The organism is Actinocrinis puniceicyclus (assembly GCF_018283645.1).
Lineage (GTDB): Bacteria > Actinomycetota > Actinomycetes > Streptomycetales > Catenulisporaceae > Actinocrinis > Actinocrinis puniceicyclus.
Map to the genome: position 1 here is coordinate 1 of NZ_JAGSXH010000070.1, position 20,995 is coordinate 20,995.

A 20,995-nucleotide genomic window follows, 5' to 3' on the forward strand; every position below is an offset into this window, starting at 1 on the left:
CCCCCATACCCGCCCACGGCCGCGGAACCGGCCGTCCCGTCGCTGGTCAGCCCCAATACGCCGTCCAGCTCATCGGGCCCGGTCACGGGCTCCGGCCAGCCGGGCAACTCGGCCGCGTTGTCGCTCTGCAGGTCGCTGGTCACGCGGGCCATGGTACGGATTGGCCCCCGCCCCGCGCAGCAGGGGACGATGGATTCGTGGAACCCGATCACTCTTTCACCGTCTCCGAAGCCGGCCGCGGCGTCCTGGTGCTCGCCGGAACGCCGATCGGCGACCCCGCCGACGCTCCAGCGCGGCTGGCCGCCGAGTTGGCCGGAGCCGACGTGATCGCGGCCGAGGACACTCGGCGGCTGCGCCGGCTCGCGCACGATCTCGGGGTCGCTCCGGCCGGGCGTGTCGTGTCCTACTTCGAGGCCAACGAGGGCGCGCGCACCCCGGAACTGGTCGCGCGGCTGGTCGAGGGCGCGCGAGTGCTGCTGGTCACCGACGCGGGGATGCCGTCCGTTTCGGATCCCGGCTATCGGCTGGTGGCGGCCGCGGTGGCGGCGGGAGTACGGGTGACCGCGGTGCCGGGTCCCTCCGCGGTGCTCACGGCTCTGGCGCTCTCCGCACTGCCCGTGGACCGGTTCTGCTTCGAGGGCTTCCTGCCGCGCAAGGCCGGGGAGCGGGCGCGCGCGCTGGCCGCGAACACGGCCGAGCCGCGCACGATGGTCTATTTCGAGGCGCCGCACCGGCTCGGTGAAACTCTCACGGCGATGGCCGAGGCGTTCGGCGCGGACCGGCCCGCCGCGGTGTGCCGTGAACTGACCAAGACGTACGAAGAAGTGCGGCGCGGTCCGCTCGGCGAACTGGCGGCGTGGGCGGCCGGCGGTGTGCGCGGCGAGATCACGGTCGTGGTCGCGGGCGCCGGGCCGAAGCACGCCGGGGACCTCGCCGCGGAAGAACTCGCGGTGCTGGTGGCCGCGCGGGAGGCGGCGGGAGAGCACCGCAAGACGGCGATCGCGGCCGTCGCGACGCAGACAGGCGTGCCGAAGCGCGCGGTGTTCGACGCGGTGGTGGCCGCGAAGTCCGTGGCGCGGGAGACCAACGAGCACCCGGAGCAGGTGGACAAGCACTCGACCGAGTGACGGCACGCTGGGGAAAACCGTGCCGGAGTGGACGAACGGCGCCAGTAGGATTTGTGCATGGCTTCAGGCACTGGCAGCGACACCCCGGCCTCCGGAGAACAGACCTTCGGTTCCGGGGACAAGACCTTCTACGTCACCACGCCGATCTACTACGTCAACGATGCGCCACACATCGGGCACGCGTACACGACGACGGCCGGTGACGTGCTCTCGCGTTGGCACCGCCAGCGCGGCGAGTCCGTGTGGTTCCTCACCGGGACGGATGAGCACGGGCAGAAGGTCATGCGCTCGGCCGAAGCGAACGGCACGACGCCGCAGGAGTGGACCGACCGGCTGGTCGAGTCCGCCTGGAAGCCGGCCCTGATCACCATCGACGCGGCGAACGACGACTTCATCCGCACCACCGAGAAGCGGCACACCGAGCGGGTTCAGGAGTTCTGGCAGCGGCTCCACGACGCCGGCGAGGTGTACAAGGGATCGTACGAGGGTCCGTACTGCGTCGGCTGCGAGGAGTTCAAGCTTCCCGGCGACCTGGTCGACGGCACCGGCGAGTACGAGGGCCAGCAGGTGTGCTCGATCCACGGCCGGCCGGTGGAGTACATCGCGGAGGAGAACTACTTCTTCCGCATGTCCAAGTACGCCGAACGGCTGCTGGAGCACTACGAGGCGCACCCGGAGTTCGTGCAGCCGGCGACGGCCCGCAACGAGGTGGTGTCCTTCGTCAGGCAGGGGCTGGTCGATCTGTCGATCTCCCGGTCGTCCTTCGACTGGGGCATCCCGATCCCGTGGGACAGCAAGCACGTCCTTTACGTGTGGATCGACGCGCTGCTCAACTACGCGACCGCGGTCGGGCTGGACTCGCCTTCGGCGCAGGACAAGGAGAAGTTCGGCCGTATTTGGCCGGCGGACGTGCACCTGGTCGGCAAGGACATCCTGCGCTTCCATGCGGTGATCTGGCCGGCGATGCTGATGGCGGCCGGGCTGCCGCTGCCGAAGACGGTGTTCGGGCACGGCTGGCTGCTGGTCAGCGGGGAGAAGATGTCCAAGTCGAGGCTGACCGGCATCGCCCCGCACCAGATCACCGACCACTTCGGGTCGGACGCGTTCCGGTACTACTTCCTGCGGGCGATCCCGTTCGGCCAGGACGGCTCGTTCTCGTGGGAGGACATGGCCGCGCGGTACACCTCGGAGCTGGCGAACGACTACGGGAACCTGGCCTCGCGGGTCGCGGCGATGGTGGGGCGGTACTTCGGCGGGGTGCTGCCGGAGGCGGCCGAACAGGGCCCGGCCGAGCAGGCGATCGTCGACGCGCTCGCGGCCACCGTCGCCGGCGCGGACGAGAAGATGTGCGCGCTGGACTTCCAGGGCGGCATCGCGGCGATCTTCGACTTCATCAAGCTGGTCAACGGGTACCTCACCGAGCAGGAGCCGTGGAAGGTCGCCAAGAGCCAGGACGAGGCGTCGCAGGCGAGGCTGGCAACGATCCTGTACACGGCGGCCGAGTCGTTGCGCGCGGTCGCCGTGCTGCTCAATCCGGTGATGCCGAAGTCCTCGGCCGCGCTGTGGGAGTCGCTCGGCGCCGAGGCGGCGCTGGGCGCGCTCGCCGGGCAGCGGGTACAGGACGCGGGCCGCTGGGGCCTGCTGCCGGCGGGTTCGACCGTGACCAAGGGCGCCGTGCTCTTCCCGCGCCTGGAGGAGCCCGCGGCGGCGTGAACGGCGATCGCGACGGCAAGCAGCAGCGCCGCGGTCGGGCGCGGGAGCAGGAGCGCAACGTTGCGCCGCCCGCGCCCGAAGCGCTGCCGTCGCCCGTCGCGGACAGCCACACCCACCTCGACATGCAGGACCGCGGCGTCGAGGAGTCGCTTCGCCTGGCGAGCGCGGTGAACGTCACCAAACTGATCCAGGTGGGCTGCGACGTACCGTCGTCCGAATGGGCCGAACGGATGGCGCAGCAGCACGCGGATATCCACGCCACGGTGGCGCTACACCCGAACGAGGGGCCGCGTCTGGTGCTCGGTGACGTCGACGGCTGGAGCGGGCAGCAGCGCGCGGCCGGCGGCCTGCGGGCGCTGGAGGCGGCGCTGGCCCGGATCGACGAACTGGCCGCGTCGCCGCATGTCGTCGGGGTGGGTGAGACCGGGCTCGACTACTACCGGACCGGGCCTGAAGGCGTGGCCGCGCAACAGGAGTCGTTCCGGCGGCACATCGAGATCGCCAAGCGGCACGGCAAGTGCCTCGTGATCCATGACCGGGAAGCACACGAGGACGTGCTGCGCATCCTGGAGGAGGAGGGGGCGCCGGAACGCGTCGTCTTCCACTGTTACTCCGGCGACGCGGCTATGGCGAAGGTGTGCGCGGATCGCGGCTACGTGATGTCCTTCGCCGGACCGGTCACTTTCAAGGCGAACCAGGCATTGCGCGATGCGCTGCGGGTCGCGCCGCTGGAACTGGTCCTGGTCGAGACGGACGCGCCGTTCCTCACCCCGGCGCCTTATCGCGGCCGCCCGAACGCACCGTATCTGATCCCGCTCACCGTGCGTTCGATGGCCGAGACGCGCGGGATGGACGTGGCCGAGTTGTGCGCGGCGATCGACTCGAACACGCGGCGGGTTTTTTCACTGCGTTGACGACATCGCGTCGGTTGATCGGAACCGACGAGTCGATCGGTTTCGCTCTGCGTCGACCGGCGCAGCACTGTACGTATACGTATGCTCCCCGGTTGGGCGCTGACCTCTCAGGGCTCTGCCACACTTCTGTAACCATCTGAACTGACTCGTTGGCACTAGGCCAAACCGGCGGTTTGGGTGAGGAACACCACAATCGACCCCTTCGAAACCGGCTGAAAATCGCCCAAAACGCTGCGCAGAAATGGGACTAACCGGTCATCAGATTTCGTCAAGGGGCCAGAACGGGCTATGGCGACCTTGAGCGGCGGTGGATTAGAGTCCCATGCTCGGTAGCCGGATCGGTAATTCCACGCCACTTTCCCGGGCGTCTCGGACACCGTGGCCGGAAACTGCGAGGTCTGGAGTGCAGTGAGCGGCTCACGCTCGACCCGGGACACCGGGGGCGATCCTTTCCATCAGGGCGCCTCCAACTGGTCGTCTTCCTTCACCGGTCCCGCGCGGTACTCGTCTCCGTTCCAAACCGGCGCGACCGACAGCCAACCGCCGACGTCGCATGACGAGCCTTACGCACCGTACGCGAACGGCGGCACCGAGTATGCGGACCCATACGCCGACGGCGAGTATGGGCAGGATGCTTACCCTGCCGCAGGCGGCGACGCAGAGCCCTACGGCCATCGCGGCGACGCCTACTCGGCCGACTTCGTCGCGCCCGACTTCCCGTCGGCTGCGTACGTGGGCGACGAGTACCCCGCGCACGGCTACGACGCGCACCGTTTCGACGACGGTCACGCCTACGGCGGCTCTGCGTACGGTAACCAGGCCGATGACGGCTACAGCGAGTTCAGCGACGGCGGTTACGGCGAGGGTGCTTACCGTGGCACCGCCGACCAAGCCGACCGGTATGCCGAGGCCGAGCGCGGACACACGCAGCTGTTGACCCTCCCGCGCGTCCCGGGCGTGGCGGACGCCCCGGCGACCGAAGGCGCGGCGCCACAGACACCCGCGCCGCCCGACACCACGGCGTTCGAGCCGCGGCCGCGGCAGGGCCGCCGCAAGAGCGGCTGGACCGGGCGCGTCGTGCAGGGCCTGGTGCTGGCCGCGCTGCTCGGCGGCGTGACCGCGTACGTGACGTTCGAGAAGACCGTGAACATCTCGGTGGACGGCTCGGTGCGGCAGATCCACTCCTTCGCCTCCACCGTGGGAGCCGCGCTCAGCTCGGACGACATCGCCACCGGCGGCCACGACCTGATCACCCCGGCCCCCTCGGCCGCGCTGGCGGACAACTCGACGATCACCGTCAAGTACGGCCGCCCGATCGGCGTGACCGTCGACGGCGCCGCCGAGCACGCGTGGGTGCACGCTTCCACCGTGGGCGCGGCGATGCAGGAACTCGGCATCCGGATCCAGGGTGCGCGCTTCGTGTCGGTCACCCCGAGCACGCCGATAGGACGCTCCGGCCGTGACTTCGCCGTCTACACGATGCGCCACGTGACTTTCCTGGTGGACGGCAAGACCGACCAGCTCGACACGACGGCGGCCAGCGTGCAGGACGCGATGGCGCAGGCCGGGATCTCCCTGCACAACCAGGACACCGCCTCGGTCGCGATGGCCTCGATGCCGGTGGACGGCGAGACGATCTCGATCCTGCGCGTCTCCGGCACCACCGAGGTGAAGGAGATCCCGATCCCGTACACGGTGACCAAGCAGAGCGACCCGAGCAGCTACGTCGGCTCGACCACGGTCGTGACCGCGGGCCAGGACGGCGTCGCGAAGGTGACGTACGCGCTGCAGATCATCAACGGGGTCAAGCAGACGCCTAAGGAGGTCTCCCGGGTGGTCACCAAGCAGCCGGTGGCCGAGGTCGAGAAGGTCGGCACCAAGTCGCTGCCCACCAACGTCGCCTCGCTGAACTGGGCGGCGCTGGCCAACTGCGAGTCCGGCGGCAACCCGAAGGCCGTGGACCCGAGCGGCACCTACTACGGCCTCTACCAGTTCTCGGTCTCGACCTGGGACTCGCTCGGCGGCAGCGGCCTGCCCTCGGACGCCTCGGCCTCCGAGCAGACCAGCCGGGCCGAATTGCTCTACCAGCGGTCCGGTGCTGGACAATGGCCGGTGTGCGGCCACAACCTGTTCAGCTGAGCGACGGCGGGGACGGGCGCCCGGCTCCCGACGAGCCCGGGCTGCTCGGCCCCGCCGACGTGCGCGCGCTGGCGACCCGGCTCGGCGTGCGTCCGTCCAAGCAGCTGGGTCAGAACTTCGTCATCGACGCGAACACCATCCGCCGCATCGTGCGCGCGGCCGACCTGCGACCCGACGACGTGGTCGTCGAGGTCGGGCCAGGGCTCGGCTCGCTGACCCTCGGCCTGCTCGGCGCGGTGCGGCGGGTCGTCGCGGTCGAACTGGACCCGGTGCTCGCCGCGGCGCTCCCGCAGACCATCGCCGACCGCTGCCCGGGGGTCGCCGCGGACCGCGAGACGGACGCCCACGGCCGCTTCGCCCTGCTGAACGCGAACGCGCTGCGCGTGACCGAGCTGCCCGGGGCGCCGCCGACCGCGATGGTGGCCAATCTGCCGTACAACGTCGCCGTGCCGGTGCTGCTTCACATGCTCGAGCACTTCCCATCACTCGAACGTGTTCTCGTCATGGTGCAATCCGAGGTGGCCGACCGGCTCGCCGCCGAGCCCGGCGGGCGCGTCTACGGTGTGCCGAGCGTCAAGGCCCGCTGGTACGCCTCGGTGCGCCGGGCCGGTTCGATCGGCAGGAACGTGTTCTGGCCCGCACCGCACGTCGAGTCGGGCCTGGTCGCGCTGGAGCGCAGGCAGGCACCGACGACGCTGGCCACGCGCAAGGAGGTCTTCGCGGTGGTCGACGCCGCCTTCGCGCAGCGCCGCAAGACCCTGCGGGCCGCGTTGGCCGGCTGGGCCGGATCGGCCGCCGGCGCCGAGCGGATCCTGCGCCGCGCCGGCGTCGATCCCGCCGCGCGCGGGGAAGCACTGAGCGTGGACCAGTACGCTGCGATTGCCGAGGCCGCGCACGCGGACCGCGATGGCGGGGCCGGGACCGAGAGCGGAGCCGGGACCGACAGCGGAGCCGGGACCGACAGCGGCGACCCCGGGCGCGGCCGCGAGCCGGGGCTTGATGGGAGCGAACTGGAGTGACCGCGTTGGAAGACTGGGATGACGGCCCGTTCCGGCCCGAAGCGGTCACCGTGAGGGTCCCCGCGAAGATCAACCTGTCGCTGTCCGTCGGCCCGCTGCGGCCCGACGGATACCACGAGCTGGTCACCGTCTTCCACGCCGTCTCGCTGTACGACGAGATCGTCGCGCGGGCCGCGCGTGGCCTGTCGCTGACCGTGGAGCCGCTGCGCCGGGACTCGGACGTGGCCGGCGTCCCGGACGACGAGCACAACCTCGCCTGGCGGGCGGCGCTGCTGCTGGCCGAGTACGCGCGGGTCGAGCCGGACGTGCGGCTGACCATCCGCAAGGACATCCCGGTGGCCGGCGGCATGGCGGGCGGCTCCGCGGACGCGGCGGCGGCGCTGCTGGCCTGCGACCGGCTGTGGGGCACCGGCCTGCGCCGCGACGAACTGCACGACCTGGCCGCGCGTCTGGGCAGCGACGTGCCTTTCGCGCTGCACGGCGGCACGGCGATCGGCTCCGGCCGCGGTGAACACATCACCCCGGTGCTCGCGGCGGCCGGCCTCGAATGGGTCATCGCGGTCTACGACGGCGGCCTGTCCACGCCCAAGGTGTTCGAGACCTGCGACACGCGGCGCCGTCGCGACAGCCGTGAGATCCCGGAACCGAGCGTGCATCCCGACCTGATGACGACGCTGCGCTCGGGCGACGCGCTGCGGGTCGGCGCGGCCCTCTACAACGACTTGCAGCCCGCCGCGATCGAGCTGTTGCCGGAGATCGGCGACCTGCTGGAGGCCGGCCGCGCCGCGGGCGCCGCGGGCGCGCTGGTCTCGGGTTCCGGCCCGACGACGGTGTTCCTGGTCGACGGCCCGGTCAGCGCGGCGGAGGTGGAGGAGCAGTTGCGTGCCAGCGGCCTGTGCCGGGCGGTGCGCCGGGCCCGCGGGCCCGTACCGGGAGCGCTGGTCTCGAACGTGCGTTAGAGGGCGGCGGACGCTTGCGGGCCCTGTGTCGCAGTGGCCTGTAGCGGAGTTATTACGTCAGCTCGCTCATTCGTTGTCCCACCGGCCGTACTCTCGGTACGCTCATCTTCAATCAATGTGCTTCAGAGCCAGTGCCTCAGCAGCCAGCGCACTGGAGAAAGCCGGGGGGATGTACCTTCGACGCCTCGCCGTGCCCGTCGCAGTCATAGCGACCGGCGCGGCTTTCTTTACTGCCGGCGCGTCCGCGGCCACGGCACAGCCCGCGCCGACCGCGCCGACCGCGCACGGCTCAACCCTCGCCGCCGGCGCCACGGTAGCGCCCTTCCGCACCTTCAGCAGCCCGGCGAGCAAGTCCGTGCGCCTGAGGAAGCCCGCGGCCACGCTCGTCAAGAGCCGCACGGCCACCGGTCAGACGATCTACGCGGACGTCTATCGGAACTGCACCACCGAGACCGGTGACGGCAGCCAGGCCAATCCCTACTGCAACCTGCAGGACGCCGTGAACGCCGCGGTCTCCGGGGACACCGTCGACGCGCTCGGCGACGGGAACGGCTACTTCATGAACACCCTGACGGTCGCCACGTCCGGGATCTCGATCGTGGGAGTCGGCGGCCAGAACCCGGGGATCTTCCCGGAGCTCGGCAACGGCGGCAAGCCGGCGCTCGTCATCGACGGCGCGAGCAACGTCACCATCAGCAATCTGTTCATGAGCGCCTTCAACGCGCCGGCCGTCGAGGTCATGGGCTCGTCCAACCTCACCTTCGACTCCGACTCGGTGACCGAGGCCGGCTTCGGCAGCGCGGACACGTTCACCATCGACGGATCGTCCAGCGATGTCACGGTGAGCCGCACGTTCCTGGACAACGGGACGTGGACCGCGCCGGGCCACGCGGCCGTCTCGATCGCGGCCGGAGCGAGCGGTGTCACACTCGCCACCGACGCCATATCCGCCACGGGGATCAAGGCGACCGGGGTCAACGGTCTGAACGTGGTCGGAAACACGATCGAACGCGCCTGCGCGGGCGGCATCGACGTCGAGGGCGCCTCCAGCGGGGTCTACCTCGAGAACAACCTGCTCGAGGACGCCAACAACCAGACCGACGGTGGCTACTCCGGCGGAGAGATTTCGCAGTGCACTGCGAACAACCTGCCCTGGTCGCCGTCGATCACGGTCTCCGCGGATTCGAGCACTCACACCACCGCCGACTACAACGCCTTCCACTCGTACGGCACCGACGACACCGAGCCGTACGCGTGGGCCGGCACCGGTTACGCCACGCTCGCCGCCTTCCGCAGCGCGGTCGGACAGGGCGCGCACGACGCGGTCGACACCACCGAACCGATGTGGGTCTACTTCCCCGACGCGGGCTGGCCCATGGACGCGAGGCCGATCACCGGCTCCACGGCCATCAACTCGGCGAACGCCGGCGCCCCCGGCCAGCTGAGCAGCGACTTCTACGGGGTGAGCCCGTACACGACCCGCGGGGCGATTCAGTACATCCCGACCGATCCGACACTCGCGGTGTCGCTCTCGGCGGCCAACACGAGCGCGCTCGGGATCTCGTTCAAGACGAACATCACCAACGGCAACGTGACGGTGTACCTGACCGTGGACTACGGCGACGGGACCACGTACAACACCTATTTCACCGGAAACTACGCCTACGCCGACTCGCACGTGTACGCGCGGGCCGGAACGTACCCGATCTCCGTCACGGCCGACGACCACATGGGCGACATCGTGACCAACAGCGTGACGGTCACGACGGCAGGGTCCAACTACACGGCTTACGGACCGGTCCGCGTTCTCGATACCCGCAAGGGGATCGGCACCGGTGGGACCGTCGCGAAGCTGGGCTCTGACTCGACGCTCAAGCTCAAGATCGCCGGAGCCGGTACGACCGGTGACACCATCCCGACCGGTATCAGTGCCGTGGTGTTGAACCTGACCGTCACTCACCCCACCGCAGGCGGTTACCTCACCGCTTATCCGAATCAGGGCTACGGTGGCGTGCCGCAGACCCGGCCCACGGTGAGCAACGTGAACTTCTCGCCAGGCCAGTCGGTGCCGAACCTGGCGATCGTGCCGGTCGGTCCAGACGGCGTCGTCGACCTCTACAACGGGTCCGGCGGCACCGTGGACGTCATCGCGGACGTCTCCGGGTACTTCAGCCAGACCACCGCGGCCGGGTACTACTCGATGGACCCGTACCGGCTTGTCGACACCCGCAAGGGCGTCGGCGCCCCCCAGGCCCAGGTCTCCGCGAACGGGTCGATCAGCGTCCAGATCGACGGAGCGGACCGCGGGGAACTGCCGACCTCGGGCGTGACCGCGGTCGCCTTGAACGTCACCGCGGTGAACGCGAAGGCAGGCGGCTACCTGACCGTCTATCCGGACGGCACCACCCGGCCGACCGCGTCGAACCTGAACTTCAGCGCGGGCCAGGTCATCGCGAACGCGGTGATCGTCCCGGTGGGTACCGACGGCAAGATCAGGGTCTTCAACGGCAGCAGCGGCGGCACAGACGTCCTCGTCGACCTGGTCGGCTACTACAACGCGAACGGCGGCGCCGCGTACCTTCCGAACACGCCGGTGCGCGTGCTGGACACCCGCACGTGGAAATACGGACCGCTGGTGCCCGGCAGCTATGACTATCACTGGAGCAATCTGAGCACCACCGACCACAACGTCACGGCGTTCGTGTTCAACACCACGATGACGAACACCAGGGGCTCCGGATACGAGACCGTGTCACCCGACCCGAACTCGTTGCAGGCGTACCAAGGCGGCTGGGCGATGTGGCCGACCCCGCCGAACGTCTCGACGCTGAACTGGACCCAGGGCCAGGTGGTGCCGAACCTGGTCCAGGCGAGCACCGGGAGTTACGGCATCGTCGACTTCTGGAACCGCAGTGGCGGGAACACGGACCTGGTCGTCGACCAGTTCGGCTTCTACCAGGGCGACTGAGGCCGGTCCCAGGCAACAGACACAGGCGGAAACAGGCATCGAACGACGGGGTCTCGGGCGCGCGGAATGCGTGCCCGAGACCCCGCCTCGCTTTCTCGGCGCGACGCGAGCGACCAGGCGGCCACGAGGGCGATCAGCTGTGGCGCAGTCGTGACGCCAATGCGCTTATTCGTGTCGGCGGCGTCCCGTAGAGTCCCTCCCGCCAAATCCAGCCAGCGATTTCAGAGAAAGCCGGGGGGATGTTCCTTCGACGCATGGTCGTGCCCGCCGCAGCACTCGCGGTAGGCGCAGCGTTCGTACCGTTCAGCGCGTCCGCCGCCACGCCGCACCAGTCGCACCAGTCGCCCGCCCAACGCTCCTCGACGCTCGTGACCAAGACCGCGTCGTCCGACCTCAAGACCTTCACCGCCCCGGCGAGCAAGTCCGTGCGCTTGCAGAAGGCCGCCACCACGACCGTCAAGAGCCGCACCGCGACCGGCACCACGATCTACGCGGCTGCGTACACGTTCGCCACGTGCAGCAACGGCACCGGAGCAGGCACTGTCAGCATGCCTTACTGCTCGATCCAGAACGCCGTCAACGCCGCCGTTTCCGGCGACACGGTCGCGGTGCTCGGCAGCGTCGGCTACACGTCGAACGAAACGGTCGTCGTCAGGACCTCCGGTATCTCGATCGTCGGGGTCGGAGAGGCTGCCTGGATCTCGAACGGCGGGGTCACGCCGTCAGCACCTCCTCTCGTGCTCGACGGCGTGAGCGACGTGAAAATCAGTAACCTGATGCTGTCGGCCTATGGCCAGTCGGCGCTCGAGATCATCGGCTCCTCGAACGTCAGCGTGGACTCGTCCTACGCCAACAGCTACATGCCGTCAGGTGCGATATCCATCGACGGCGCGTCCCACGGCATCACGGTGACCCGCAGTTTCCTCGACGGCCAGCTGAACCCGGGGTTGTCGGCGGCAACCGGGGCGGCCGACATCACCGTCGCGGGCAACATCCTGAAGCTCGACTCCATCGTCGCGACCGGCGTGAGCGGCCTGAACCTGACCGGCAACACGATCCAGCGCTCGTGCATCGGCGCGATCGACGTGGAGGGCGCATCCACCGGCGTCTCTATCGAGAACAACCTCATCGAGGACGCCAACCCCGACACCAACTACGTCGCGGGCTACAAGTCGTGGTGCACCGCCAACAGCCGCCCCTGGAACCCGGATGTGACGGTCGCCGCGACGGCGAGCGCCGGCACCGTCACGGACTACAACGACTTCTACGTCTGGGGCACCGACGCGACGGCGCTCTATTCGTGGTCGGGTGTGGCATATCCGGCGTTGACCGACTTCCGGTCCGCCACGGGTCAGGGCGCGCATGACACGATCGACTCGACGAAGTGCAGTGACTTCTACTACCGGCCGAACGTGGTGACCAATGTCGACGTCCTCCCGTCTTTCGGCTCGGCGGCGATCGGTTCGGCGAACGTCAGCGCGCCCGGCCAGCTCAGTTCGGACTTCTTCGGGGTCAGCCCTTACACCACCCGCGGCGCCGTGCAGTTCTACGACGAGGATCCGAACCTTGCGCTCGGCCTGACGGCCGAGGACACCAGTGCGCACGGCATCGCGCTCGTCTTCAATGTGACCAGTACGAATGTCTGGCTCAACTACACCTTGAACTGGGGCGACGGATCCGTCGACCACGACTTCGTGAGCGGAAGCTTCGCGACCGACACCTTCAGCCATGCCTACCCGCATGCCGGCACGTACCCGATCTCCGTCACGCTGACCACGCCGCAGGGCTACACGGTGGGCAACAGTGTCACGGTCACCACGGCAGGCTCCGAATACACGGCCTACGGACCGGTGCGGATTCTGGACACCCGCAAGGGGCTCGGTACCGGCGGGAGGATCGCAAAGCTGGGCGCGGACTCGACTCTCAAGCTCCAGGTCGCCGGCGCGGGTACCACGGGCGACCTGATTCCGGCCGGGATCACCGCGCTCGTCGTGAATCTGACGGTGGCGAACCCGACCGCGACCGGATACCTGACCGCATACCCCAACGAGGACCCCGCAGGCGCGCCGCAGAGCAGGCCGAAGTCGAGCAACGTGAACTTCTCGCCAGGTCAGTCGGTGCCGAACCTGGCGATCGTGCCGGTCGGTCCGGACGGCGGCGTCGACCTCTACAACGGGTCCGGCGGCACCGTGGACGTCATCGCGGACGTCTCCGGGTACTTCAGCCAGACCACCGCGGCCGGGTACTACTCGATGGACCCGTACCGGCTTGTCGACACCCGCAAGGGCGTCGGCGCCCCCCAGGCCCAGGTCTCCGCGAACGGGTCGATCAGCGTCCAGATCGACGGAGCGGACCGCGGGGAACTGCCGACCTCGGGCGTGACCGCGGTCGCCTTGAACGTCACCGCGGTGAACGCGAAGGCAGGCGGCTACCTGACCGTCTATCCGGACGGCACCACCCGGCCGACCGCGTCGAACCTGAACTTCAGCGCGGGCCAGGTCATCGCGAACGCGGTGATCGTCCCGGTGGGTACCGACGGCAAGATCAGGGTCTTCAACGGCAGCAGCGGCGGCACAGACGTCCTCGTCGACGTCGTGGGCTACTACAGCTCCCAGAGCAAGAGCGCTTATGTTCCGGTCGCTCCGGTGCGCGTGCTGGATACGCGCACTAACGGAGGCGGACCGCTCGGGCCGGGCGGCTACGCCATCGTGTACAGCGAGGCCAGCGTGAATGATGCCGGCATCACCGCTTTCGTGTTCAACACCACGATGACGAACACCAAGGGTTCGGGCTTTGAGACAGTCGCTCCGGATCCGAACACGCTGGGCGCCTACCTCGACGGCACGCAGGTCTGGCCGACCCCGCCGAACGTCTCGACGCTGAACTGGACCCAGGGCCAGGTGGTGCCGAACCTGGTCCAGGCGAGCACCGGACTGCACGGCCTCATCGACATGTGGAACCGCAGCGGCGGCAACACCGACCTGGTGGTCGACGAGTTCGGCTACTACCAGGCCGACTGAGGCGGGCCGGTCCGAGCGAATGCACGACTCGGCGGGGCCTCGGGCACGCGCACTCGCGCGTCCGGGGCCCCGTTCGGGTTCTGCGACTATCGCTTGCGCGACAGCGGCTGGGTGAAGCGGATGAGGTTGCCGGCCGGGTCCCGGAACGCGCAGTCGCGCACGCCGTACGGCTGGTCGACCGGCTCCTGGAGAGCTTCCGCCCCGGACGCGCTGATGTGCTCGAACGTGGCGTCGCAGTCGTCGGTCAGGAAGTTGACGCCGCGCAGCTGACCCTTGGCGAGCAGCTCGGTGAGCGCCTGGCGATCCCCGGGGGAGGCGTTCGGGTCGGCGCCGGGCGGTTCGAGGACGATGTTGACCTCGGGCTGCGTGGCCGGCCCGACCGTGACCCAGCGCATGCCCTCGAACTTCACGTCGTTGCGCACTTCGAGGCCGAGCACGTCATGGTAGAAGGCCAGCGCCTTGTCGTGGTCGTCCACGGCGATGAAGCAGTGCGTGAGGCGCAAGTCGGGCGGTGTCGCGCCCGTGCGGTTCTGGTTCATGAGGTCACGCTACGACCGGCAGAGAGCTTTCGCGCGAAAGCGGGGTACCTCGAGCGTCGACGCCCTCGGGTCCGCCGGTCATCGGTGCCGGACCGGGCGCGTCACCAGTTTCGCGTAGCAGGCCGGGATCGCCGCGCCCTCCTCGTGGTCGCGGGCCCGGTACGAGCTCGGGCTCTCGCCGACCAGTTCGGTGAAGCGGGCGCTGAACGAGCCCAGCGAGGCGCAGCCGACCTGGAAACAGACCTCGGTGACACTCAGATCCCCGCGCCGCAGCAGCGCCTTCGCGCGCTCGATCCGCCGCGTCATCAGGTAGCTGTGCGGCGTCTCACCGAACGCGGCGCGGAAGCTGCGGGAGAAGTGCCCCGGGGACATCAGCGCGGTCCGCGCGAGCGCGGTCACGTCGAGGGGCCGCGCGTACTCGCGATCCATCCGGTCGCGGGCCCGGCGCAGCCGCACCAAGTCCTCCAGTGTCACCCGACCAGCATCGCACGCACCGCCGACAGCGAGCCCCGAGATCACCGCGGCTCGTCCCGGAACAGCTCGGCGGGGTCGACCACCCGGTACATGTTCCCATCTTGACCCGGCGCTCTGACTGGGAGCGGATCAGGCCGTGGGTTCCCGGCCCACGGCGCGGATCTCGACGGACTCGTCGTCGTGGTTCAGCAGGAAGATCTTGTCGCCGCGGCGGATCGCCTCTACCCGCGGCGGAAGGCCGGCGAGCACCGGTTCAACGCCGGCCCGGCTACACGCCGCCGCGAGGATGCGGGCGAGCGCCGCGGCCTCCGGGAGTGTCGCGACGTACCACGCCGTTCCCGCGCCGTACGTGTTGCGCAGAACCGCGGGAATGCCGGCGAGCGGGCCGGCGGTGAAGGTGGCGACCGGAGTCGCCCCTTCGGCGGTCAGCCATTCGGCCCACGTCGCGGCGCTGAAGTCGCCGAGTTCGGCGCACTGCACGGCCAGCGGCTCGCCGGTCAGCGGCCAGTACTCCTCGATGCGCAGGCCCAGCAGGTCGCGGAACGGCGCCGGGTACCCGCCGAGCCGGATTCGCTCGTCGGGGTCGGACACCCCGGAGAACGCGCCCATCACCAGGTGCCCGCCGCGCTCGACGTACCGCGCCAGGTTCGCGGCCGCGGCATCGGTGACCTGGTAGAGGCTCGGGGCCAGGACGAGCTTGTAGCGGCCGAGATCCGCCTGCGGCCGGGCGAAGTCGGCGGTGATGTTCGCGCGCCACAGCGGCGTGTAGTACTCCCGGACCCGGTCCAGGTAACGAAATCCGCTGTGCGGCTGGTGGTCGAGCTCGACTGCGCGCCAGGCGTCCCAGTCGTGCAGGATCGCCACGTGCGCGGATACCCGCGTGCCGACCACGTCCCCGAGCCGCGCCAGTTCGCCGCCGAGTTCGCAGATCTCGCGGAAGACCCGGGAGTCAGGGCCCGCATGCGGGACCATCGCGCCGTGCGTGCGTTCCGCGCCCTGCCTCGACGCGCGCCACTGGAAGTGCAGGACGCCGTCCGCGCCGCGCGCGACGGCCTGCATCGACCACAGCCGGTTGAGCCCGGGGCGCTTGGGCGTGGCGACGGGACGCCACCCGGCGCCGGCCGGAGACTGCTCCATCAGCAGCCACGCACCGCCCTCGCCGAGGCTGCGCGTCAGGTCCTGGGCCATCGCGCCGTCGCGGGCCGCGTCGGGATCGTTCGGGTCGGGATACGTGTCGAGCGAGACGAAGTCCTCCTCGCGGGCCCAGCGCCACGAGTCGGTGCCCTTGAAGAAGCCCATGAAGTTGGTGGTGACGGGGACCGCCGGATTGTGCGCGCGGACGATGTCGCGTTCTGATACGAATCCGGACAGCAGCAGGTCCGAGGCGAAACGCTGGTAGTCCAGGTCCTGCGTCGGATTGATCACGTACTGCACCTGGCGCGGCGGGATCACCTCGTCCCAGTCGCCGTACCGCTGCGACCAGAACGCCGTGCCCCACGCCTCGTTCAGGCCGTCGAGGTCGCCGTAGCGGTCCTGGAGCCAGGTTCGAAAGCGCGCGGCGCAGCGATCGCAGTAGCAGACCGTGCCGAACTCGTTGCCGATGTGCCAGAGCCGCAACGCCGGATGATGCGCGTAGCGGGCCGCGAGCGCTTCGCTGATCCGGTCGGCGAACTCGCGGTACACCGGAGACGAAGGACAGTAGGCGTTGCGCGAGCCGTAGGTGCGCACGGTCCCGTCAGGGTTCTGCGGAAGGGTCTGCGGCCAGCGGTGGTTCATCCACGGCGGGGTGGAGGCGGTCGGGGTGGCCAGCGCCACGCCGATCCCGTTGCCGTGCAGCCCGTCCAGCACCTCGTCGAGCCATCCGAACTCGTACGCGCCCGGGCGGGGTTCGAGTATCGCCCAGGAGAACACGCCCACCGTGGCCAGGTTCACCCCGGCCCGGCGCATCAGGGCCATGTCCTGCTCCCACACCTCGCGCGGCCACTGCTCGGGGTTGTAGTCGCCGCCGAACAGGATGCGGTCGGTGAAGGAGAGCGGCATGGTCACACCTCGATTCAGCCCTTGATCGCGCCGGTGAGCATGCCCTTCGCGAAGTGCTTCTGCACGAACGGATACACGATCAGGATCGGCAGCAGCGTCAACACGACCACGGCCATGGACAGCGAGAGCGGGGCGGCTTGCTGGTGGATGCCTCCGTAGCCGCTGTTCGCCACACCCGGCATCGTCATTCCCAGGTTCACGTACTGGTAGAGCACGTACTGGATCGGCCACTTCTGCTGGTCTGTCGGCATGTAGAGCATGGCGCCGAAGAAGGTGTTCCAGTAGCCGACCGCGTAGAAGAGGGCGATGACGGCGGTCACCGCGCGCGAGGTCGGCAGCACCACCGACCACAGGATGCGCCACTCCCCCGCGCCGTCCAGCCGCGCCGCGTCGATCAGGTCCGTCGAGGTGCTGGAGAAGAAGGAGCGCAGCACCAGGATGTTGAACACGCTGACGGCGTTGGGCAGGATCAGCGCCCAGTACTGGTCGTATCCGCCCAGTTCGGTCACCACGATGAAGGTCGGGATCAGTCCGCCGCTGACGAACATCGTGATGATCAGCACCATCAGGATCGTGCGGTGCCCGAAGGAGCGGAAGCGGGAGAGCCCGTACGCGCACAGGACCGAGACGACCATCGAGATCAGCGTGCCCACCAGGGTGATCCCGAAGGTCACCTCCAGCGACCTGGTGACCGTGCCGTTGCCGAACACCTCCCGGTAGGCGTCCAGCGTCAGTCCGTGCGGGACCAGGACCAGACCGCCGGCCTGGTTGATCGCGCCCTGCGTCGAAAGACTGGTCACCACGATGCAGTAGAGCGGGACCAGCACCAGCGCCATCACCACGACCAGGACCGTGCCCTTGCCGAACTGCCCGGCCGTGGTCGGCGGCTCCTCCCAGACCGGGCGGCCGCTCGAGCGCCTGGGCGGCGCGGCCTGGCTCAGCTTCCCGGGCGCGAGCGCGCCCTCGAAACCAACTTCGGTCATTTGCGGTACAACCCATCCTCACCGAAGGCGTGCGCGAGCCGGTTGGCGCCGTAGATCAGCAGCAGCGAGATCACGCTCTTGAAAAGGCCGGCGGCGGCGCCGTAGCTGTAGTTGCTGGTGCCGATGCCGTAGTAGAAGGCGAAGGTGTCGAGCACGTCGGCGGCCTCGTGGCCGACCGCGTCGCGCTGGATCAGCATCTGCTCGAAGCCGACGGTCAGCGCGTTGCCCAGGCGCAGCACGAGCATCAGCACGATGACACCGCGCATGCCGGGCAGGGTGATGTGCCACATCCGCCGCCAGCGCCCGGCGCCGTCGGCCGCGGCCGCCTCGTAGAGCGCCGGGTCGATCGCGGCCAGCGCGGCCAGGAACACGATGACGCCCCAGCCGGCCTCCTTCCACACCGCCTGCGAGGTGACCAGCAGCTTGAAGGTGCTGGGATCGGTCATGACGTTCCACGGCGTGACGTGGTGGTGGATGAGGAACGCGTTGAGCAGGCCGGCGCCGCCGAGCATCTGCAGGAAGACCGAGATCACCAACACCCAGGAGAAGAAGTGCGGCAGGTAGATCACCGCCGACACGAACGCCCGGATCTTGTTGCTGACCACGGTGTTCAGCAGCAGCGCCAGCATGATCGGGATCGGGAAGTACAGCGCCAGTTGCACCGCGCTGATCGCCAGGGTGTTCTCCACCGCGGTCCAGAACAGCGGGTCGCCGAAGAGCTGGCGGAAGTTGTCAAGGCCGATGAACTGGCTGTGCATCACGCCGACCAGCGGGTCGTAGAACTCAAAGGCGGTGATCACGCCGAACATCGGCAGATAGTTGAACACCACGACCAGCGCCAGCGCCGGGATCGTCATCAGCAGCAGCGTCTTGTCGCGGCGTAGCCGTGCGCGCCGGGTGATCCGCCGGCGCTGCCTCGCCCCGGAGCCGCCCTCCCGCGGCGATCCCGCAGCGGCCCGCGCGTCCGGCGCGTCCGGCGCGACAGCGAGCGCGTCGGCCCGTTCCGGTCCCGCGCCGCCTGTCGTGATCGCCGCCACCGGTTGACTCCTCACTCGTGCCGTTTAGGTATCGCCGGGCGCTGCGTGCTCACCCGGCTCGCTCACCTGAAGCCGGTTCCGTACCGCGCGCGCCGTGCGCGGTACGGAACCGGAGCATGAAGCAGAGCTGAAGTGACTGACGCCGGATGTCGCGGATGCTCGGTTGTCGCAATACAACGCGTCAGCGCGTCACTGCATCGAACCGAACTTGTCGTACACGTTCGTCTGGTACCAGGCGATCACGTCCGTACCGCCGCTCTTCTTCCACGTGGTGACGGCGTCCTGGAACGCGGAGATCGGCTTGAGGCCGTGGTAGACCTCCTTGATGGTGTCCTCGACGGCCTGGGCGGTGTCCGCGGTGGCCAGCCGGGCCGGCACGGTGATGTTCGCGTTGTCGAAGACCGGCTTGTAGGCGTGCTGGACGGCGTCGGCCTGCCAGGCGCAGAAGTCCTTGGTCAGCTGGTCCATGCCCGGGTTCGACACGACGCTGGCCGCGGAGGCGAGGAACTGGTAGGTGTCCTGGTTCGCCTCCTTCTTGCCCTGGTCGGTGTACTGCGGGCCGGAGGAGGTCATGGTGTGGTCCACCCCGGCCACCCCGTAGTTGATCAGCGTGTACTCGGCCGAGCCGTAGGGCGCCGCGAGGTAGTTCGCGATCGCCAGGCACTCCTTGACCTGCTTGTCCGTCAGGTTCTTGTTCAGGTAGCTCATGATGCTCGCGCCGGCCTCGACGAAGATCGTCGGCGTCGAGGTGCCGTCCGCGGAGAAGACCTTGAACGCCTGCCGGTTGTACTTCGGGTTGGCCGCCAGGCCGGACTGAGCGTCCATCAGGTTCCACGCGCCGGTGCCGGTGGAGGAGATGATGCACTTGCCCGAGTAGAACCGGGTGTTGGCGTTGCTGGTGTCGCCGGCGAGCGCGTCCGGGTGTATGTACCCTGCCTTGGCGACCTTGTAAGCCCAGTTCAGGCCCTCGGCGAACTGCGGCAGGTCGTACTTGTGCACCAGCTTGCCGTTCTGTACCGCGAACTTCTCCGGGATGCCGTAGGGCTGCGCCAGGTAGGTCCACAGGTCGTCCGAGGCGCCGATGCCGCCGTTGGCGGCCTTGCACTCCTTGAGCAGGTTCTCGAAGTCGGCGATCGACTTCACCTCGGCGGACAGGCCGAGCTTGTCGACCAGGAGGTCCTTGCGGTAGAAGAAGCAGCCCGCGAAGGTGGCGCCGCTGGCGAAGGAAGGGATGCCGTAGAGCTTGTTGTTCCACACCCCGGCGGACCAGGCCGCGGTCGGGATGGCGGCCAGGTTCGGGTACTGCAGGATCTTGTCGCCGGCCAGGTACGGGGTCAGGTCCGTCAGCTGGCTCCCGGTCAGCTCGCCCACGTTGAAGGTGCTGTTCCACCACGTCGGCAGCTGGATCCAGTCGGGCAGTTTCTTGCCCGCGACCAGCGCGGTCACGGAGGTGTTGTAGGTGTTGCCGTTGGCCGGCTCCATGTTGATCGTCGCGCCGAGCGCCTTGTTGACGGCCTGGTAGTACGCGTTGTTCGCGGCGGGTATCGAGCCCCACAACGGGGTTACCGCGCTGTATGTGCCGCCGGAGCCGGGAGTGCCGCTCACGGTCGCCACCGGGTTCGCCGGGTAGGTCAGGTAGCCGGCGTCGGTCACCGCCCCGCCGCTGCCCTGCACGATGGGTATGTCCGGGTTGGCCGCGGAGTTCGGCTTGTATGTCGGCAGCGCGGCCGCGAGGCCGGTCTTGGTGTTGGTGCTCCCCTTCGCGGCGGACGAACCGTTGCCGCAGGCCGCCAGCAGCGGGGACATCGCCAGCGCGCCGGCGGCGCCCGCGGTGGCGGTGACGAAGCCGCGGCGGGTGAAGGCGTTGGAGCTCGGCATTGAACTCTCCATGGACGAAGTGGCGCCGCCTCGTCCGGCAGATCCGATGTCGAGCAGCGGCTCTGCGTCCCGTGGTCGGCGATGGTTGTCGAGTTGTGGGCGGTGCGGAACTGCGATTGCCGGCCGGCGGCTCCGGTGGTCACCGCACTGAGGGAGAGTGCCGCCCTGTCGGCGAGACTGTCGAA

The 20,995-nt window shown here is 69.1% G+C and carries 14 protein-coding genes; 8 read left to right on the top strand and 6 right to left on the bottom strand.

Going from position 1 to position 20,995, the window contains the following annotated elements; all coding sequences use genetic code 11:
* Positions 1–197 precede the first annotated feature (197 nt).
* The 8 genes from rsmI to KGA66_RS18715 all read left to right on the top strand — a co-directional run bounded on the left by rsmI (position 198) and on the right by KGA66_RS18715 (position 13,859).
* On the top strand, positions 198–1,127 hold the full coding sequence (gene rsmI / locus KGA66_RS18680; RefSeq protein WP_211469448.1) for a 16S rRNA (cytidine(1402)-2'-O)-methyltransferase: 930 nt from the start codon (positions 198–200) through the stop codon (positions 1,125–1,127).
* A gap of 57 nt (positions 1,128–1,184) precedes the next feature.
* Entirely contained in the window at positions 1,185–2,840 is a 1,656-nt protein-coding gene (gene metG, locus KGA66_RS18685; RefSeq protein ID WP_211469449.1) for a methionine--tRNA ligase, read from the top strand.
* Positions 2,837–3,754, top strand: coding sequence for a TatD family hydrolase (locus KGA66_RS18690; protein WP_211469450.1), 918 nt, complete (start codon positions 2,837–2,839; stop codon positions 3,752–3,754). Before metG ends, KGA66_RS18690 begins: the two co-directional genes overlap by 4 nt.
* A 408-nt stretch (positions 3,755–4,162) precedes the next feature.
* Positions 4,163–5,893 carry a resuscitation-promoting factor gene (locus KGA66_RS18695; protein ID WP_312886976.1) on the top strand — a complete coding sequence of 577 codons (1,731 nt, stop codon included), beginning with the start codon at positions 4,163–4,165 and terminating at the stop codon, positions 5,891–5,893.
* The gene (gene rsmA / locus KGA66_RS18700; RefSeq protein WP_312886977.1) at positions 5,869–6,912 is read left to right on the top strand and encodes a 16S rRNA (adenine(1518)-N(6)/adenine(1519)-N(6))-dimethyltransferase RsmA; all 1,044 of its coding nucleotides are present in this window, start codon (positions 5,869–5,871) and stop codon (positions 6,910–6,912) included. Before KGA66_RS18695 ends, rsmA begins: the two co-directional genes overlap by 25 nt.
* Positions 6,909–7,871, top strand: a complete 963-nt coding sequence (locus KGA66_RS18705) for a 4-(cytidine 5'-diphospho)-2-C-methyl-D-erythritol kinase (RefSeq protein WP_211469452.1) — start codon at positions 6,909–6,911, stop codon at positions 7,869–7,871. The genes rsmA and KGA66_RS18705 overlap by 4 nt, the downstream gene beginning before the upstream one ends.
* Before the next feature lie 169 nt (positions 7,872–8,040).
* Positions 8,041–10,839, top strand: coding sequence for a right-handed parallel beta-helix repeat-containing protein (locus KGA66_RS18710; protein ID WP_211469453.1), 2,799 nt, complete (start codon positions 8,041–8,043; stop codon positions 10,837–10,839).
* Between the two features lie 239 nt (positions 10,840–11,078).
* Positions 11,079–13,859, top strand: a complete 2,781-nt coding sequence (locus KGA66_RS18715; protein ID WP_211469454.1) for a right-handed parallel beta-helix repeat-containing protein — start codon at positions 11,079–11,081, stop codon at positions 13,857–13,859.
* A gap of 86 nt (positions 13,860–13,945) precedes the next feature.
* Here the strand turns inward: KGA66_RS18715 and KGA66_RS18720 are convergent, their stop codons facing one another.
* The 6 genes from KGA66_RS18720 to KGA66_RS18745 form a co-directional block, all read right to left on the bottom strand.
* Positions 13,946–14,398 carry a VOC family protein gene (locus KGA66_RS18720; protein ID WP_211469455.1) on the bottom strand — a complete coding sequence of 151 codons (453 nt, stop codon included), beginning with the start codon at positions 14,396–14,398 and terminating at the stop codon, positions 13,946–13,948.
* A 78-nt stretch (positions 14,399–14,476) separates the two neighbouring features.
* Positions 14,477–14,872 (bottom strand): helix-turn-helix transcriptional regulator, encoded by a 396-nt coding sequence (locus KGA66_RS18725; protein ID WP_312886978.1) that lies wholly within the window; start codon positions 14,870–14,872, stop codon positions 14,477–14,479.
* A gap of 129 nt (positions 14,873–15,001) precedes the next feature.
* Positions 15,002–16,912 carry a beta-galactosidase gene (locus KGA66_RS18730; RefSeq protein ID WP_211469456.1) on the bottom strand — a complete coding sequence of 637 codons (1,911 nt, stop codon included), beginning with the start codon at positions 16,910–16,912 and terminating at the stop codon, positions 15,002–15,004.
* A 14-nt stretch (positions 16,913–16,926) separates the two neighbouring features.
* A complete protein-coding gene (locus tag KGA66_RS18735) occupies positions 16,927–17,895 on the bottom strand; it encodes a carbohydrate ABC transporter permease (RefSeq protein WP_211469457.1) in 969 nt (322 codons plus the stop codon).
* A complete protein-coding gene (locus tag KGA66_RS18740; protein WP_312886979.1) occupies positions 17,892–18,932 on the bottom strand; it encodes an ABC transporter permease in 1,041 nt (346 codons plus the stop codon). Before KGA66_RS18740 ends, KGA66_RS18735 begins: the two co-directional genes overlap by 4 nt.
* A gap of 189 nt (positions 18,933–19,121) precedes the next feature.
* Complete coding sequence (locus KGA66_RS18745) at positions 19,122–20,810, bottom strand: type 2 periplasmic-binding domain-containing protein (protein ID WP_211469458.1); 1,689 nt, start codon at positions 20,808–20,810, stop codon at positions 19,122–19,124.
* Positions 20,811–20,995: the final 185 nt, after the last annotated feature.

Coding starts and splice junctions, on each gene's coding strand:
- metG (WP_211469449.1), top strand. CDS start 1,185: ATGGCTTCAGGCACTGGCAGCGACACCCCGGCCTCCGGAGAACAGACC.
- KGA66_RS18710 (WP_211469453.1), top strand. CDS start 8,041: ATGTACCTTCGACGCCTCGCCGTGCCCGTCGCAGTCATAGCGACCGGC.
- KGA66_RS18715 (WP_211469454.1), top strand. CDS start 11,079: ATGTTCCTTCGACGCATGGTCGTGCCCGCCGCAGCACTCGCGGTAGGC.
- KGA66_RS18720 (WP_211469455.1), bottom strand. CDS start 14,398: ATGAACCAGAACCGCACGGGCGCGACACCGCCCGACTTGCGCCTCACG.
- KGA66_RS18730 (WP_211469456.1), bottom strand. CDS start 16,912: ATGCCGCTCTCCTTCACCGACCGCATCCTGTTCGGCGGCGACTACAAC.
- KGA66_RS18735 (WP_211469457.1), bottom strand. CDS start 17,895: ATGACCGAAGTTGGTTTCGAGGGCGCGCTCGCGCCCGGGAAGCTGAGC.
- KGA66_RS18745 (WP_211469458.1), bottom strand. CDS start 20,810: ATGCCGAGCTCCAACGCCTTCACCCGCCGCGGCTTCGTCACCGCCACC.